18 protein-coding genes are annotated in these 14,754 nt (G+C 42.8%); 16 read left to right on the top strand and 2 right to left on the bottom strand.

Going from position 1 to position 14,754, the window contains the following annotated elements; genetic code table 11:
* Nucleotides 1-8: 8 nt before the first annotated feature.
* From pstC to pstB (ABZM97_RS12790), 4 genes are read left to right on the top strand one after another with little or no spacing between them, the layout of a single operon-like run.
* A complete protein-coding gene (pstC, locus tag ABZM97_RS12805; RefSeq protein ID WP_087990728.1) occupies nucleotides 9-938 on the top strand; it encodes a phosphate ABC transporter permease subunit PstC in 930 nt (309 codons plus the stop codon).
* Nucleotides 938-1,822 carry a phosphate ABC transporter permease PstA gene (pstA, locus tag ABZM97_RS12800; RefSeq protein WP_087990727.1) on the top strand — a complete coding sequence of 295 codons (885 nt, stop codon included), beginning with the start codon at nucleotides 938-940 and terminating at the stop codon, nucleotides 1,820-1,822. The genes pstC and pstA overlap by 1 nt, the downstream gene beginning before the upstream one ends.
* 20 nt (nucleotides 1,823-1,842) lie before the next feature.
* Nucleotides 1,843-2,652 (top strand): phosphate ABC transporter ATP-binding protein PstB, encoded by an 810-nt coding sequence (pstB, locus tag ABZM97_RS12795; protein WP_087990726.1) that lies wholly within the window; start codon nucleotides 1,843-1,845, stop codon nucleotides 2,650-2,652.
* Between the two features lie 10 nt (nucleotides 2,653-2,662).
* Nucleotides 2,663-3,445: a phosphate ABC transporter ATP-binding protein PstB gene (gene pstB / locus ABZM97_RS12790; RefSeq protein ID WP_087990725.1), complete on the top strand. Its 783-nt coding sequence runs from the start codon at nucleotides 2,663-2,665 to the stop codon at nucleotides 3,443-3,445.
* Between the two features lie 29 nt (nucleotides 3,446-3,474).
* Here the strand turns inward: pstB (ABZM97_RS12790) and ABZM97_RS12785 are convergent, their stop codons facing one another.
* A complete protein-coding gene (locus ABZM97_RS12785) occupies nucleotides 3,475-3,939 on the bottom strand; it encodes an endolytic transglycosylase MltG (protein WP_289347703.1) in 465 nt (154 codons plus the stop codon).
* Nucleotides 3,936-4,289, bottom strand: coding sequence for a hypothetical protein (locus tag ABZM97_RS12780; protein ID WP_087990723.1), 354 nt, complete (start codon nucleotides 4,287-4,289; stop codon nucleotides 3,936-3,938). Before ABZM97_RS12780 ends, ABZM97_RS12785 begins: the two co-directional genes overlap by 4 nt.
* A gap of 179 nt (nucleotides 4,290-4,468) precedes the next feature.
* On the opposite strand from ABZM97_RS12780, the gene ABZM97_RS12775 reads away from it, so the two are divergent.
* The 12 genes from ABZM97_RS12775 (at nucleotide 4,469) to ABZM97_RS12720 (ending at nucleotide 14,733) form a co-directional block, all read left to right on the top strand.
* Nucleotides 4,469-4,939 carry a hypothetical protein gene (locus tag ABZM97_RS12775; protein WP_367386873.1) on the top strand — a complete coding sequence of 157 codons (471 nt, stop codon included), beginning with the start codon at nucleotides 4,469-4,471 and terminating at the stop codon, nucleotides 4,937-4,939.
* A complete protein-coding gene (locus tag ABZM97_RS12770; protein ID WP_367386872.1) occupies nucleotides 4,936-6,015 on the top strand; it encodes a glycosyltransferase family 4 protein in 1,080 nt (359 codons plus the stop codon). Before ABZM97_RS12775 ends, ABZM97_RS12770 begins: the two co-directional genes overlap by 4 nt.
* A gap of 83 nt (nucleotides 6,016-6,098) precedes the next feature.
* Nucleotides 6,099-6,248 carry a 50S ribosomal protein L33 gene (rpmG, locus tag ABZM97_RS12765; protein ID WP_003153056.1) on the top strand — a complete coding sequence of 50 codons (150 nt, stop codon included), beginning with the start codon at nucleotides 6,099-6,101 and terminating at the stop codon, nucleotides 6,246-6,248.
* Between the two features lie 82 nt (nucleotides 6,249-6,330).
* The gene (locus ABZM97_RS12760; RefSeq protein WP_087990720.1) at nucleotides 6,331-6,894 is read left to right on the top strand and encodes a 5-formyltetrahydrofolate cyclo-ligase; all 564 of its coding nucleotides are present in this window, start codon (nucleotides 6,331-6,333) and stop codon (nucleotides 6,892-6,894) included.
* Nucleotides 6,895-6,961: 67 nt separating this feature from the next.
* On the top strand, nucleotides 6,962-7,135 hold the full coding sequence (locus tag ABZM97_RS12755; RefSeq protein WP_087990719.1) for a hypothetical protein: 174 nt from the start codon (nucleotides 6,962-6,964) through the stop codon (nucleotides 7,133-7,135).
* 88 nt (nucleotides 7,136-7,223) lie between these two features.
* The gene (gene yqgP, locus ABZM97_RS12750; RefSeq protein WP_367386871.1) at nucleotides 7,224-8,747 is read left to right on the top strand and encodes a rhomboid protease YqgP; all 1,524 of its coding nucleotides are present in this window, start codon (nucleotides 7,224-7,226) and stop codon (nucleotides 8,745-8,747) included.
* Between the two features lie 114 nt (nucleotides 8,748-8,861).
* Nucleotides 8,862-9,065: a YqgQ family protein gene (locus ABZM97_RS12745; RefSeq protein WP_367386870.1), complete on the top strand. Its 204-nt coding sequence runs from the start codon at nucleotides 8,862-8,864 to the stop codon at nucleotides 9,063-9,065.
* Nucleotides 9,066-9,082: 17 nt separating this feature from the next.
* The gene (gene glcK, locus ABZM97_RS12740) at nucleotides 9,083-10,048 is read left to right on the top strand and encodes a glucose kinase GlcK (protein WP_087990716.1); all 966 of its coding nucleotides are present in this window, start codon (nucleotides 9,083-9,085) and stop codon (nucleotides 10,046-10,048) included.
* 115 nt (nucleotides 10,049-10,163) lie between these two features.
* Nucleotides 10,164-12,080, top strand: a complete 1,917-nt coding sequence (locus ABZM97_RS12735) for an LTA synthase family protein (protein WP_087990715.1) — start codon at nucleotides 10,164-10,166, stop codon at nucleotides 12,078-12,080.
* Nucleotides 12,081-12,161: 81 nt separating this feature from the next.
* Complete coding sequence (locus tag ABZM97_RS12730; RefSeq protein ID WP_087990714.1) at nucleotides 12,162-13,292, top strand: M14 family metallocarboxypeptidase; 1,131 nt, start codon at nucleotides 12,162-12,164, stop codon at nucleotides 13,290-13,292.
* A gap of 68 nt (nucleotides 13,293-13,360) precedes the next feature.
* Nucleotides 13,361-14,416, top strand: coding sequence for a hypothetical protein (locus ABZM97_RS12725; protein ID WP_087990713.1), 1,056 nt, complete (start codon nucleotides 13,361-13,363; stop codon nucleotides 14,414-14,416).
* A gap of 2 nt (nucleotides 14,417-14,418) precedes the next feature.
* Complete coding sequence (locus ABZM97_RS12720; RefSeq protein ID WP_087990712.1) at nucleotides 14,419-14,733, top strand: MTH1187 family thiamine-binding protein; 315 nt, start codon at nucleotides 14,419-14,421, stop codon at nucleotides 14,731-14,733.
* Nucleotides 14,734-14,754: the final 21 nt, after the last annotated feature.

Here is a 14,754-nt window from a genome sequence, read left to right as displayed (position 1 = left end):
GTAAAACAATGATAAACAATAGAGAAAATATGTCTGTGAGCGAGCGTTTAATCAGCTCAAGGCAAAATCGGCAATTGGATGAAGTTCGGGGAAGAATGATTGTGACAGCTTGTGCGCTTATTATGATTTCGGCATCTGTTGCGATCACCATTTTCCTCGGCGTGAAGGGGCTGCAATCTTTTCTTGTAAATGGTGTAAGCCCAATTGAATTCTTAACGAGCCTAAATTGGAACCCTACAGATACGGATCCGAAATATGGAGTGCTTCCATTTATTTTTGGATCATTTGCAGTAACGATTCTTTCTGCACTCATTGCTGCGCCGCTCGGCATTGCAGGTGCGATTTTTATGACAGAAATTGCGCCGAATTGGGGAAAGAAAGTACTGCAGCCGGTGATTGAGCTTTTAGTCGGCATTCCATCTGTTGTTTATGGATTCATAGGTCTTACAGTATTAGTGCCGTTTATCGCTCAGTTCAAATCGAGCGGAACAGGGCACAGTTTATTGGCGGGAACGATTGTCCTTTCCATTATGATCCTGCCGACCATTACATCGATCTCTGCTGATGCGATGGCTTCTCTTCCGAAGAGTTTAAGAGAAGGTTCTTATGCGCTCGGTGCGACAAGATGGCAGACGATCAGAAAAGTACTTGTACCCGCAGCTTTTCCGACATTAATGACGGCTGTTGTGCTTGGTATGGCACGGGCGTTTGGCGAAGCTTTGGCTGTTCAGATGGTCATTGGAAATACAAGAGTATTGCCGGAAAGCCTGTTTGACACTGCCGGAACCCTGACAACGATCATTACGCTGAATATGGGGCATACCACATACGGCAGCGTTGAAAACAATACGCTGTGGTCAATGGGGCTTGTGCTTCTGGTGATGTCATTCTTGTTCATCCTGTTTATCCGCTACTTGTCATCTAGGAGGAAAGTGTAATGAACCGCAAAATAACAGATAAACTGGCAACTGGAATATTTGGTTTATGCGCAGCCATTATCGCGGCAATTCTGGTAGGCTTATTTTCCTATATTATTATTAACGGTGTTTCCCAGCTCAGCTTCGACTTTATTACGACAAAATCAAGTGCCATTGCAGCTGGAGGAGGAATACGCGACCAGCTGTTCAACTCCTTTTATATTTTGTTTATCACGATGCTGATTACAATCCCGCTCGGTGTGGGCGGCGGAGTGTTCATGGCTGAGTACGCGCCTAATAACAAAGTGACTGATTTCATCAGAACATGTATAGAGGTGCTTTCATCTCTTCCGTCAATTGTGATTGGGATGTTTGGATTATTGATGTTTGTTAACTTAACAGGCTGGGGATATACGATCATAGGCGGGGCGCTTGCATTAACTGTTTTTAACCTTCCTGTCATGGTGCGTGTGACAGAAGACGCGATTCGTTCAGTCCCTAAAGATTTGAAGGAAGCCTCTCTCGCTTTAGGTGTATCACGCTGGCATACCGTAAAAACGGTTTTAATTCCAAGTGCAATCCCTTCTATCATCACCGGAGCGATTTTAGCGTCAGGAAGGGTGTTCGGGGAAGCGGCGGCATTATTATTTACAGCCGGTCTGACAACACCGCGTCTTAATTTTACGGAATGGAACCCGTTTTCTGAAACATCGCCATTTAATATCTTCAGGCCCGCTGAAACACTTGCGGTTCACATTTGGAACGTAAATACGCAAGGAATTATTCCGGATGCTGAAGCGATTGCCAACGGAGGTTCTGCGGTGCTGGTCATTTCTGTTCTTGTATTTAATCTCGCAGCGAGATGGCTTGGCACGATGATCTACAAAAAGCTTACGGCAAATTAGAACGGAAAGAGGCGAAAAACATGTCTGAACAAATGGTAAAAGAAAAGCCTGAACGTGCTGTTTTCGTTCCGAAACAGCGCCACGTGCTCGAAGTGAAAGATCTGTCTATTTTTTACGGAGATAAACAGGCAGTTCACCGCGTGAATATGGATATTGAAAAAAATGCGGTGACCGCTTTGATTGGACCGTCAGGGTGCGGAAAGTCCACTTTTTTGAGAAACATTAACCGAATGAATGATTTAATTCCTTCTGCAAGGGCTGAAGGTGAAATCCTTTATGAAGGATTAAATATACTGGGCGGCAATATTAATGTTGTCAGCTTAAGAAGAGAAATCGGAATGGTTTTCCAAAAACCGAATCCATTTCCGAAATCGATTTATGCGAATATCACACATGCCTTGAAATATGCTGGAGAGCGGAATAAAGCTGTTTTAGATGAGATTGTGGAAGAAAGCTTAACAAAAGCAGCGCTCTGGGATGAGGTGAAGGATCGTTTGCATTCGTCTGCACTTTCGTTATCAGGCGGCCAGCAGCAGCGTTTATGCATCGCGAGAACGCTTGCGATGAAGCCGGCCGTTCTTCTGCTGGATGAACCAGCTTCAGCGCTAGATCCGATTTCAAATGCAAAAATAGAAGAATTAATAACACAACTGAAAAGCGAATACTCAATTATTATTGTCACGCACAATATGCAGCAGGCGCTGCGGGTTTCTGACCGGACGGCATTCTTTTTAAACGGCGAGCTTGTAGAATACGGGCAGACTGAACAAATTTTCACCAGTCCGGAACAGCAAAAGACAGAGGATTATATAAACGGGAAATTCGGATAGGAGGGCGGCAATGAGTATTGCTACCGAAGCTGTAATGAAACAGGAAGTCTATCAAGTCAATGGAATGGACTTATGGTATGGACAGCATCACGCTTTAAAAAATATCAATTTGAGTATTCATGAAAACGAGATCACCGCGATTATCGGGCCGTCAGGATGCGGGAAATCGACCTTCATTAAAACATTGAATTTAATGATTCAAATGACGCCGAATGTAAAGCTTGCAGGTGAACTGAATTATAATGGCAGCAACATTTTAAAGGATAAAGTGGATATCGTGGATTTACGAAAAAATATCGGCATGGTATTTCAAAAAGGGAACCCGTTTCCGCAATCTATCTTTGATAATGTCGCTTACGGACCGAGAGTCCACGGCACCAAAAATAAAAAGAAGCTTCAAGACATTGTGGAAAAGTCATTAAAAGACGTGGCGTTATGGGATGAGGTGAAGGATCGATTGCATTCATCAGCCCTTTCTCTATCAGGCGGCCAGCAGCAGCGTCTCTGTATCGCCAGAGCGCTTGCGACAAATCCTGATATTTTGCTGATGGATGAACCGACATCTGCACTAGATCCAATTTCAACGAGAAAAATTGAAGAACTGATTCTTGAGCTGAAAAATAAATATACTATTGTAATCGTTACGCACAACATGCAGCAGGCAGCAAGGGTTTCTGATCAAACCGCCTTTTTCTACATGGGCGAGCTTGTTGAATGTGACAATACCAATAAAATGTTCTCTAACCCGCAGGATCAAAGAACCCTCGATTACATTACAGGAAAGTTTGGATAAAAAAACAGGCTGACAGTCAGCCTGTTTTTTTATCGTGTTAATGTTTTTACGATCTTTTTGAAACTCATGTCTGATTTTACTTTAAACTCACCGGCGCGGATTTCTTTGTGATAGCCGGCATCAATGACATAGTCATTAAAGTCTTGAGCCGAGGAGATGATGCCTTCTTTTTCAAGAATAGCTGATACATCTGCGGTGCTCATGCCGTCTTTAATGGTGAGCTTGTATGTTTTGACTTTGTCTTTTTTTGTGTCTGAGCTGCTGTCATCGTTCAAGGATTTCTCTTTTGAATCAAGAAGTTTTTGATATTCATCACGGTTAACAGAAACCATTTTTTTAGAATCGAGGTAATTGCTCACATCTTGTTCGGTTACTGTTTTATTTTCTTTTACAGCAGCGGCCTGGTCTTCGTCTGTTAGATAAAAAACAGCTGCAAGAACGGCTGTCGCTAAAATAATGCCGCCTGCAAATGCCTGAATGCCCCGTTTTGTCATACGAGCACCCTCTCGTTATCTTTGATAATCGTATTTACGTCTTCCACTGATACATGCTCAGCTTTAGCGATCGCTTCAGCGGACATGCCATTATTATATTTTGAAAGTATTTGTTTAGCGATCTTTTGATTGATATCGCTATGCTTTGATTTGCGGATGACAAGGTTTGTTTCCAGTAATTCTTCCTCAAGCACTGTCATTTTCTTTTTGAGCTTGTAAATTTCCTGCATCGCAGAAAGCTGCAGTGTTTCGAGCTCTTGCTCTACATCTTTCATCGGATCTCTTTGAGAATATGAGAATGCAATTAGCGCTATACTGACGATAAACAACGCAATAATAGCAATTTCCACGTTTCATCACCTTCTATTCTTTTTTTATCCTTCTTTTTTATACCATAAAACCAATAGATTCTAAAGGTATTCGCGAAAAAAACGAGATTTTGTCGAGAAGTCTTTCTTTGCTTCCACTCTATGTAATGATTTAATAGGAACACCGAGTGAACGATAGGAAAGGAGAATGTTAAAAATCTATGGATCAATACCCATTTCTCTATAATATACGACATAAGTTTTCTTTTTTTAGGGATACATTCGATATGATGATTCAAAACGCCCGCACCTTGACCGTACGCTGGGACATCTCAGAAGAAACAATGCGGCTGGCTGAAGCTGTGCTTTTCGAAAGCCCGCGGGATATGATAAAAGAATTGCGCATTGTCATCAAAAGAAAAAACATCGAAGCTGTCAGGACGAAACGCATAACGTATCATAAAGGGGAATGGACAATTGGACAGGCAGCTGGTGATGCTGTATATCGGGCTGAATACAGAATAGTTAACTCAATGAATGTCTCTCTCAAGCTCGCGGATACAGAGGACATCTATCTTGCGGAAAATGGGGTTAGTGATCTAAAAAGCTTTCAGGCTGAGGACGCGTACACCTGGTGGGAGAAGAAATTTTCTGCCTACACGTGTTATGGAGGAGGGGAAAAAGAAAGATGAACGTTCTCATGCTTTCACTTGAACATCCTCATGAGCCGAAAAGCGGGCTCGGTGTCCATTTAAACCGTCTTATTTCTTATTTAAACCCGCATATCAACATAACTGTTTTTACTCCAAGCAGGCGGCTGTTTTCATATGCGAAGTTTGAAGATTTTATGGCTGATGCTAACTTTACAATGGTTCAGCATGTGTTATCCTGCAATGAGCGTTTCGATCTGATTCATGCCCATGATGATATGACAGCTCCCGCTGCTCATTATTTGAAACAACGGCTTGGCATCCCGCTTGCAGTGACTATCCACGGTCTTGAAAGCGAAAGGAAGAAGGCGTGCCAAGAAGCCCCGCATCCATACAGACTGCAGACCGAACGGCTCCTGATAGAATCTGCTGATGAATTGATTGTACTAAGCTCTTTTATGAAACGGTCGCTTGATAAGGCAGCACGTGAAAAAATAACTGTCATCCCAAGCCCTGCATCTATGGAGGAGGAAAAGGGGGAAGTTCCAAGGAACATGAATGGAAGGTTCATATTTTCGTTTGGTAGGTTTGTTCCGGAAAAAGGTTTTTCTCAGCTGTTAAAGGTGTTTGCTATCCTGAGGCGGCGTCAGCCTGACCTGCATTTGGTGCTGGCTGGGGAAGGTCCGTCTCTCTCCTCCTATGAAAAACTGGCTGCAGCATTGAATTTGAAGGAACGTGTTATGTTCCTGCCGTTTCTGCATAGAAGAGACATCAGAACGTTTCTGTCTCACTGTGAAATGGCTGTTTTCCCTAGTTTTTATGAGCCGTTTGGGCTTGCCGCGCAAGAAAGCATGGAACAAGGTGTGCTGACTGCCGTTTCTCAGTCGGGCGGTTTTTGTGACTTTGCCCTTCACGACAAAACAGCATTCACCGTTGATTTTACGCGCGCGCAGGAAGCGGCTGATCTGCTGGACAGGTTTTTAAAAGACCGGGAAAGAGCCCGCCGGATAAAAGAAGCCGGCAGAGAACAAGTGATCAAACTACACCATCCCCGGCTCATTACGGAATCATATTTGCAGCTTTATGAGCGTATTATTCATAATTCAATAATTCATTGAAAATCAGCCTAGCATTCCGTCCATTATAGTGGTATTATATATAAGTCTGAATAAGTAAATGATTTTAGTTTGGAGGGAAAACAATGCGCGTTAATATTACTTTGGCTTGCACTGAATGTGGTGAGCGTAACTATATTTCTAAAAAGAACAAACGCAACAATCCAGACCGCGTTGAATTTAAAAAATATTGCCCACGTGATAAAAAATCTACGTTACACCGTGAAACAAAATAACAGCTCAGCTGTTTGAGGTGTAAAAAAAGCCAGAGCTTTGAAAAAAGGTTCTGGCTTTTTTCTTTTCCGAGGGGGATGAGAGATGAAATCACAATTAAGAAAAAAGACGATGGAGGCACTATCTGCTGTATCAGATGAAGATCTACTTCAAAAAACAGCGCGTATGTACAAGCGTTTGTTTTCTCTGCCGGAGTGGCAAAATGCCAGCACCATTGCCGTCACCATCTCCAGAGGGCTGGAAATACCGACGCGTCCCGTCATTAAGCAGGCTTGGAAAGAAGGGAAACAAGTTTGTATTCCCAAATGCGACCCGAAATCGAAGAACATGCAATTCCGCACATATCAGACCGATGATCAGCTCGAAACCGTTTACGCCGGACTTCTTGAGCCGGTAATCGAAAAAACAAAAAAAGTGGAACCATCACAAATTGACTTGATAATCGTTCCGGGTGTTTGTTTCGATACTGACGGGTTTAGGGTCGGCTTTGGCGGCGGCTATTATGACCGTTTTTTAAGCGATTATGAAGGGAAGACAGTCTCTTTGCTTTTGGAGTGCCAGCTGTTTTCACACGTTCCCCGTCTGCCGCATGACATCCCGGTACATCAGCTGATAACAGAGGGTCGAATCGTTTTTTGTTGTCCCTAACGTTCCTGCTCCTTATTTAAGAATAAATAAAAAAGAATGACAAACCCTAATTGGCAGGAGGGATATGATGAAAAAACTTATGATTTATGCCATTTTCGCTGTTTCTGCCGTCATGTTTTATCAAAACCGCTACCGTCTTATGAATACCGTACTCAGCCAGCCGGGAATCAGGCGGTCTTTTATTCATTTATTTTTAAGAATTCCGTTTATCCGCAATAAGTTTATACAGCAAGCTTTCTAAAATCCCGTGAAAAACGGGATTTTTTGCTTTCGGTAGGCGTTCGGAGCATCAGCTGTTATAATGAAAAAAAACCATTGGAGCGGTAAACATGTATTTGCTGGAGTATACATATTGGAAAATCGCGGCGCACTTAGTGAATAGCGGGTATGGCGTCATACAAGCCGGTGAGTCAGATGAAATGTGGCTGGAAGCACCGGACAAGTCCTCTTATGATCTGGTTCGCCTATATAAACATGATATTGATTTTCGCCAGGAAATGGCAAGAGACATAGAAGAGCAGGCTGAACGAGTAGAACGAATCAGGGCGTCGATGGGCAATCGTCAGATGAAACTGCTGAATGTATTTTTTTCAACGGAAGCCCCTGTTGATGACTGGGAAGAGATCGCCGAAAAGCCTTTTGAGAAGGGGCCTGTATCAGTTGAGCCGGCGATCGTGAGGAGAACGATGCTCCGTGATGATCTTCAAGCTGTTTTTCCATCATTTCCTGCGGAAGAATGCACAGAAGCCCGCGCTTCGTTTGAAGACGCGCAAATGGCGAGAGAACGCTTCCTTTCGCTAGTACTGAAACAAGAAGAACAGAGAAAAAATGAAGCGGCGGTTTTTCAAAACGGAAAACCAATCATTACATATTTATTCATCGCGCTTCAGATCTTGATGTTTTTCTTGCTTGAATTAAACGGGGGCAGTACAAATACGGAGACGCTTGTCGCTTTTGGAGCAAAGGAAAACAGCCTGATTGCAGCTGGAGAATGGTGGCGGCTTTTGACACCGATTGTGCTTCACATCGGCATTGCGCATTTAGCGTTTAACACGCTGGCTTTATGGTCGGTCGGTACAGCGGTTGAGCGGATGTACGGATCGGGCAGATTTTTGCTGATTTATCTGGCTGCTGGCATCACGGGTTCGATCGCAAGCTTTGTGTTCAGCCCGTATCCTTCAGCAGGCGCTTCAGGAGCCATATTCGGATGCTTAGGTGCATTGCTGTATATAGCTTTGTCAAATCGGAAAATGTTTTTTAGAACGATCGGAACCAATATTATCGTCATTATTATCATCAATCTGGGCTTTGGTTTTGCGGTTTCGAATATTGATAATTCAGGACATATCGGCGGCTTGATTGGCGGTTTTTTCGCAGCCGCCGCACTAGGATTACCCAAAGCCCGAGCATTGGCAAGAAGATTATTGTCAGCGGTTTTGCTGCTTGCTTTGGCGGCCGGGTTTTTATACTACGGATTGCATTCGCCGTCCCATCAGGAGTCGGCGCTGATACAGCAGGCAAGCGAGCTGTATCAGGAAGGAAAGTATAAAGAAGTAACGGAATTGCTGAACGGAGAAGCGGAGCAAAAAGATGCCTCTGTTGATCTATTGAAAATTCTGGCTGTTTCAGATATTCAAATCGGTGAATATGATCAGGCGATTTCCCTTTTGGAAAGAGCAGTGGAAAAAGAACCTAAAGACCATGACTCCTATTACTATTTAGCCTTGCTGTATGCGGAAAAAAATGAGCTTGGCCAAGCAGGAAAGGCTATCGAGTCGGCTGTAAACCTAGAGCCGAAGGAGCAGCGCTATAAAGAGCTGCAGCGACAAATTGAAAACAATAAAGAATCATAAGGAATGGAACATGCCGGGGAGGGAGACTGGCTTTTTTGTCAGCGTTTTCTTCTTGACCGGCTGCATCTATATGAATACGCTTATGATAGTTATGAACTAGAATGGTGAGGAAAAATGAATACATTTTATGATGTGCAACAGCTGTTAAAAACGTTTGGCCACATTGTTTATTTTGGAGACAGAGAGCTTGAAATAGAGTTTATGCTGGATGAATTAAAGGAATTATACATGAACCACATGATTGAGAAGAAGCAATGGGCCAAAGCGGCAGCTGTCCTTCGAAAAGAATTGGAACAAACAAAAAAACGAAAGAGGTAAAGGCTAAGGTGATAAAAATGGACGAGATATGGTTTGCAGGCATTGATCTGGGAGGAACGACGATTAAACTCGCTTTTATTAATCAATATGGTGAAATTCAGCATAAGTGGGAAGTCCCGACTGATAAAACCGGCGATACCATTACCGTTGCGATTGCAAAAACAATCGACAGCAAGCTGGATGAGCTGCAAAAACCGAAGCATATCATTAAATACATCGGAATGGGCGCACCAGGTCCTGTAGATATGGCAGCCGGAGTCGTTTATGAAACAGTAAATCTGGGGTGGAAAAACTATGCTTTAAAGAACCATCTGGAGACAGAAACCGGCATCCCGGCTGTGATAGAAAACGACGCGAATATTGCTGCGCTCGGGGAAATGTGGAAGGGAGCGGGTGACGGCGCAAAAGACGTCATTCTCGTGACGCTTGGCACGGGAGTTGGCGGCGGTATCATTGTAAATGGTGAAATTGTACATGGCATAAATGGCGCCGGCGGGGAAATCGGCCATATTTGCAGCATTCCTGAAGGCGGAGCGCCTTGCAACTGCGGAAAGACGGGCTGTATCGAAACAATAGCGTCCGCAACCGGAATTGTAAGAATTGCAAAAGAGAAAATTGCAGATGCTAAGCAGACGACACGTTTACAAGCATCTGAACAATTGTCAGCGAGGGATGTATTTGAAGCGGCGGATGAAAATGACGAAATTGCCCTGGAAGTCATTGATTATGTATCCGAACACCTTGGTTTGGTGCTCGGAAATTTGGCAAGCTCGCTTAATCCGTCAAAAATCGTTCTGGGCGGCGGCGTTTCGAGAGCTGGAGAACTGCTGAGATCAAAAGTCGAGAAAACATTCCGCAAATGCGCGTTTCCACGGGCGGCAGAAGCGGCTGATATTTCAATTGCCACACTTGGAAATGATGCCGGCGTTATCGGCGGCGCTTGGATCGCTAAAAACGAATGGATGAAACACCAAAATTGTTAAAATTGTATAAATGAAATTGATTTTTTGTTATGTTCAGGTTAAGATTTAAATTAATGTGATAATGAGAATGTTAGGAATAGACTGATTTTTCGAGCGTGCTGCATAGGAGGTTGAAATGCGAAAAACGTTTTTTTCGAAGTTTTCATTTATGCTGATTGCCATTTTATTGATGTGGCTGAAAACGTATGCTGTTTACAAAACCAGTTTTCATATTAAAATCGACAATCTAACGCAGGAATTTATTCTGTTTATCAACCCATTGAGCTTTTTGCTGTTCATTTTTGGCTTCAGCCTGTTTTTAAAAGGCAAAAACAGAAATCGTTACATGATTGCGATGAGCTGTCTTGTCACATTTGTATTGCTGGCAAATATGGTTTTTTACCGTTTTTACAATGATTTCTTAACGATTCCTGTTCTTTTTCAAACGAGCAATATGGGTGATCTCGGAAGCAGCATCGGAACACTTCTAGAGCCGACAGACCTTCTATTGGCTGTAGATATTGTGGTTTTAATATGGCTTCACATTGGGCAAAAAGCTTTTCAATCGGACATTCCCTCCACGAAAAATGAACGGGCGGCATATTTTCTGTTTGTTGCTTCTGTTTATTTCTTCAATTTGGGCTTGTCTGAAGCAGAAAGACCTCAGCTATTGACACGTTCATTTGACAGAGAAATGCTTGTTAAAAACATCAGTTTGTTTAATTTTCATATTTACGACGGTGTTCTTCAGTCGAAGCAGTCTGCACAAAGAGCCTTGGCTGACAGCAACAGCCTAACGGAAATTGAAAACTACGTAACCGCTAATGCGAAAGACGCCAACAAAAGTTTATTCGGCGCTGCAAAAGGCAGGAACGTCATTCTCGTATCCTTAGAGTCGACGCAAAGCTTTGTGGTCAATGAAAAGGTGAATGGAAAAGAAATCACGCCTTTTCTGAATGACTTTATAAAACAGAGCTACAATTTCAATAATGTTTACCACCAAACCGGCCAGGGAAAAACATCGGATTCTGAATTTATCGTGGACAATTCACTGTATCCGCTTGGACGAGGTGCCGTGTTTTTTACAAATGCAGGAAACGAATACAGAGCCGCACCTGAGATTCTGAAAAACAGCGGTTACTATTCAGCTGTCCTTCACGCTAATAATAAAAGCTTTTGGAATCGTGATTTAATGTATGAATCGCTTGGATATGATTCTTTTTTAGATAGTAATGCCTATGATGTAAATGACAAAAATTCAGTCGGCTGGGGACTGAAGGACAAAGAATTTTTTGAGCAATCTTCAGAGCTGATGAAAAATCTGCCTCAGCCGTTTTATTCGAGGCTGATCACACTGACGAACCACTTCCCGTTTGATCTTGATGAAGAGGACAAATTGATTGATCGATATGATTCAAGCAGCCAGACGCTAAATAAATACTTCCCGACCGTACGCTATCAGGATGAGGCGCTGAAACGGTTTATCGAAAAGCTGAGAGAAGACGGATTATACGACAACTCTATTATCATATTATACGGTGACCATTATGGTATATCGGAAAACCATAATGAAGCGATGGGGCAATTTTTAGGGAAAGAGATTACACCATTTGAAGAAGTACAGCTCCAAAAGGTGCCGCTTGTCATTCATATTCCCGGTATTACTGATAAAAAGCCGCAAACCATTGAAACAGTAGGCGGACAAATTGATATCAGGCCGACGCTGATGAATCTTTTAGGGATTGAAACGAAAGATCAAATTCAATTTGGCAACGATCTGCTTTCAGAGGAAAAAATGGACTTTACAGTGCTCCGGGACGGGAGTTTTATCACGGATCAGGTTGTATATACTGACGGTGTTTGTTATGACAAAGAGACCGGTAAGCCGCTAAAAGAGGCAAAACAATGTGAAGCATTTGCTGATAAAGCGAAACAGGAGCTGTCACTTTCTGATGAAATCATCTATGGTGATTTGTTGCGTTTTTATGATCAGAAAAGGCTGGACCATTCGTCAAAACGAAAAGAAAAACAAATGATCGATCAGGCATCGTAATCACAATGTCTCCCCCAACAAAGTGGCGGGAGGCTTTCTTTTTTTAAACACGCTGTCATATAGTAACAAAAAAGGGGGATGATGATGGCGTTTATTACGGTGAAACCTGAGATCAAGCACAACTTGACCAGAGTGGCGAGAGAACTGAAGATAGACGAGGAACTGCTTAAAAGCGCAAATCGCACCGCACAGAAGCACCAATTGTATTGTCCTGGTTATTTGATTGAAGAGAATAACGATAAGGAGCTTCAAACCATTCAGGAGATCAAGAGCTTTTTACAGCCTCGAGAGCTTGATCTTTCTGATAACTGGATAGAGCAAGAAAAAATCTATGATGATGCAGGTGTTGAAAAGGAAGTAAAGAAGATTATTGATGTATTTCCCTTTGTTTCATGCCGAAAAATTGGCCGTTCTGTACTTGGCAGACCAATCTGGGAGCTGAAGGCAGGTGGAGAGCATGCTGTAAAAAAGGTTCATATGAACGCCTCGTTTCATGCGAATGAGTGGATCACCACGTCTGTCCTGCTAAAATGGTTTAAGGAATACTGCATGTCATTATGCTGCAACTCGCCTTTCTTCGGCTTTTCTCCCATGAAGCTGTTCAGCAGCACATCTCTGTCTCTCGTTCCTCTTGTCAATCCGGATGGCGTTAATCTTGTCTTGAACGGATCAGAAGGCATGGGAACCAGGAAAGAAGAGCTCGAACGGCTAAATGGCCATCGTCCGAATTTTAATGAATGGAAGGCAAACATAAACGGAGTTGATTTAAATAAACAATTTCCGTCATTATGGGAAATTGAGAAACACCGCAAACCGACAGCACCGACCTACCGCGATTTTCCGGGAATCACTCCGCTTACGGAACCGGAATCCATCGCGATGTACCGTCTGATAACGGAGAATCCACCTGACAGACTGCTGGCCCTCCATACTCAGGGAGAAGAAATTTATTGGGGCTACAAAGGCCTTGAACCTGAAGAATCTGCTGCAGTCATAAAGGATTTTGAGAAGTTAAGCGGGAACATTTATAAAGGGATAAGGGATATAGACAGCTATGCGGGATTTCGCGATTGGTTTATTCACTATTATTTTAAAGAAGGATATACGGTGGAACTTGGAAAAGGTCAAAATCCTTTGCCGTTTCAGCAGTTTTCACATATTTATAATGCGACAAACGGCATTTTGTGGAGGTCGCTATTTTTTCATGAGTAACTGAAAACTTTTTCTTTTTTCTGCCGCAGCAAATATGCGACAATAAAGATGATCGGAGGGGAAGGCTGATGAGATCAGTTTGTTTCATTCTGCTGTCGGCTTTGCTGTTTAGTTTAACGGCATGCGAACCATCTCATCAGCAGCAAAAACAAACATCGGCGGCAAAAGATGAGGAAAAAGACATCATTCCGCTTTCCGCGGAAAAAGCGGATGGAGCTGAAGGATGGCTGAATAACAGCACAATTTTATATACCGCGTCCGATCCGACGAAAACAGAGCTTTTTTCGTACCGCATCTATACCGGCAAAGCGAAAAAGCTTTATCGGACGGATGGCCAAATCGTTGATGTTCAAATCAATCCGAAAAAGCAGATGATTCTGCTGCAAGTTACGCACAGCCAAAAGACAGCAGTGGTTTTGCTTAATGCAAAAGGAGAGACGCTTTACCAAAAAGAATATGAAACGTATGAGCTCGAGGCTGCTTGGAACCAGTATGATCCTTATCAAATGATGGTTACGGTCTTCTCTGAAAACTGGGATTTCCATACATATCAGGTGAATGCCAAAAAAGACGAGTCTTCCTTAAGTCCGGTACAGGTTCCATTTATTCATTGGACATCCAAAAATACATTTGGTTATGTAAAAGAGGGAAGAGAGGATAAGTCAGGGCCTTTATATACATTCGATACGGCCTCCAATACGGAAGAAAAGCTCGAGGATGATGTTCTTTTCTTTGATTCTTTCCATCAAATGAGTTTTACTGTCAAATCAGCTTCCGAACAAAAAGGGACGTATCAGTTTAATACGCCGCAAACAAAATCGCCAGTTACAGCGGAATGGCCGCTCCAAACAAAATATACAAATTTGGCTCCGATGGAGTATGATTATGATGAAGCAAAAGCTCTTTTTTATACGTTTAAAGAAAGCGGCGATTCATATAAGCTCGCAGCTGTCAATGTGGCATCGGGAAAGGCAAACGATCTTTTCTCCCTGCCGAAAATGGAGCCGATACAAATTTCTCCGAACGGGAAATATGCGTTATACGGCTTTCATTTTGAACAGATCATTTTATTGGAATCACATGAAATGAAGCAACTCATCATTGATCAAAAGGAGATGGAATAACGATGGCTATCGCAGATGTAACCATTATCCCAATCGGAACGGAAACACCTAGTGTGAGTGATTACGTGGCCGATGTCCAAAAAATTTTAGGAAAATATCAAGCTGAAGGGAAAATCAAATACCAGCTGACACCGATGAACACGCTGATCGAGGGAGAACTCAGTGACCTTTTCACAGTTATTCAGGAAATTCACGAAGCACCGTTTCAAAAAGGACTGCACAGAGTGGCAACAAACATCCGAATTGATGACAGACGTGACAAAAAAACGACGCTTGAAAGCAAAATAGAAAGTGTCAATAAACGATTACAGCAATAAAAACAAACCTGTATCCAATGG

The sequence above is a fragment of the Bacillus vallismortis genome (assembly GCF_040784915.1).
Taxonomy (GTDB): domain Bacteria; phylum Bacillota; class Bacilli; order Bacillales; family Bacillaceae; genus Bacillus; species Bacillus subtilis_G.
The sequence above is the reverse complement of the archived record's forward strand: the minus strand, read 5'-3'. Positions and strand labels throughout refer to the sequence as shown.

What these genes read in the sequence shown, in the direction of transcription:
- rpmG (WP_003153056.1), top strand. Translation starts at nt 6,099, where the DNA reads ATGCGCGTTAATATTACTTTGGCTTGCACTGAATGTGGTGAGCGTAAC.
- yqgP (WP_367386871.1), top strand. Translation starts at nt 7,224, where the DNA reads ATGTATTTGCTGGAGTATACATATTGGAAAATCGCGGCGCACTTAGTG.
- pstB (WP_087990725.1), top strand. Translation starts at nt 2,663, where the DNA reads ATGAGTATTGCTACCGAAGCTGTAATGAAACAGGAAGTCTATCAAGTC.
- ABZM97_RS12745 (WP_367386870.1), top strand. Translation starts at nt 8,862, where the DNA reads ATGAATACATTTTATGATGTGCAACAGCTGTTAAAAACGTTTGGCCAC.
- glcK (WP_087990716.1), top strand. Translation starts at nt 9,083, where the DNA reads ATGGACGAGATATGGTTTGCAGGCATTGATCTGGGAGGAACGACGATT.
- pstA (WP_087990727.1), top strand. Translation starts at nt 938, where the DNA reads ATGAACCGCAAAATAACAGATAAACTGGCAACTGGAATATTTGGTTTA.
- ABZM97_RS12775 (WP_367386873.1), top strand. Translation starts at nt 4,469, where the DNA reads ATGGATCAATACCCATTTCTCTATAATATACGACATAAGTTTTCTTTT.
- pstC (WP_087990728.1), top strand. Translation starts at nt 9, where the DNA reads ATGATAAACAATAGAGAAAATATGTCTGTGAGCGAGCGTTTAATCAGC.
- pstB (WP_087990726.1), top strand. Translation starts at nt 1,843, where the DNA reads ATGTCTGAACAAATGGTAAAAGAAAAGCCTGAACGTGCTGTTTTCGTT.
- ABZM97_RS12785 (WP_289347703.1), bottom strand. Translation starts at nt 3,939, where the DNA reads ATGACAAAACGGGGCATTCAGGCATTTGCAGGCGGCATTATTTTAGCG.
- ABZM97_RS12720 (WP_087990712.1), top strand. Translation starts at nt 14,419, where the DNA reads ATGGCTATCGCAGATGTAACCATTATCCCAATCGGAACGGAAACACCT.
- ABZM97_RS12735 (WP_087990715.1), top strand. Translation starts at nt 10,164, where the DNA reads ATGCGAAAAACGTTTTTTTCGAAGTTTTCATTTATGCTGATTGCCATT.
- ABZM97_RS12730 (WP_087990714.1), top strand. Translation starts at nt 12,162, where the DNA reads ATGATGGCGTTTATTACGGTGAAACCTGAGATCAAGCACAACTTGACC.
- ABZM97_RS12755 (WP_087990719.1), top strand. Translation starts at nt 6,962, where the DNA reads ATGAAAAAACTTATGATTTATGCCATTTTCGCTGTTTCTGCCGTCATG.
- ABZM97_RS12770 (WP_367386872.1), top strand. Translation starts at nt 4,936, where the DNA reads ATGAACGTTCTCATGCTTTCACTTGAACATCCTCATGAGCCGAAAAGC.
- ABZM97_RS12760 (WP_087990720.1), top strand. Translation starts at nt 6,331, where the DNA reads ATGAAATCACAATTAAGAAAAAAGACGATGGAGGCACTATCTGCTGTA.
- ABZM97_RS12725 (WP_087990713.1), top strand. Translation starts at nt 13,361, where the DNA reads ATGAGATCAGTTTGTTTCATTCTGCTGTCGGCTTTGCTGTTTAGTTTA.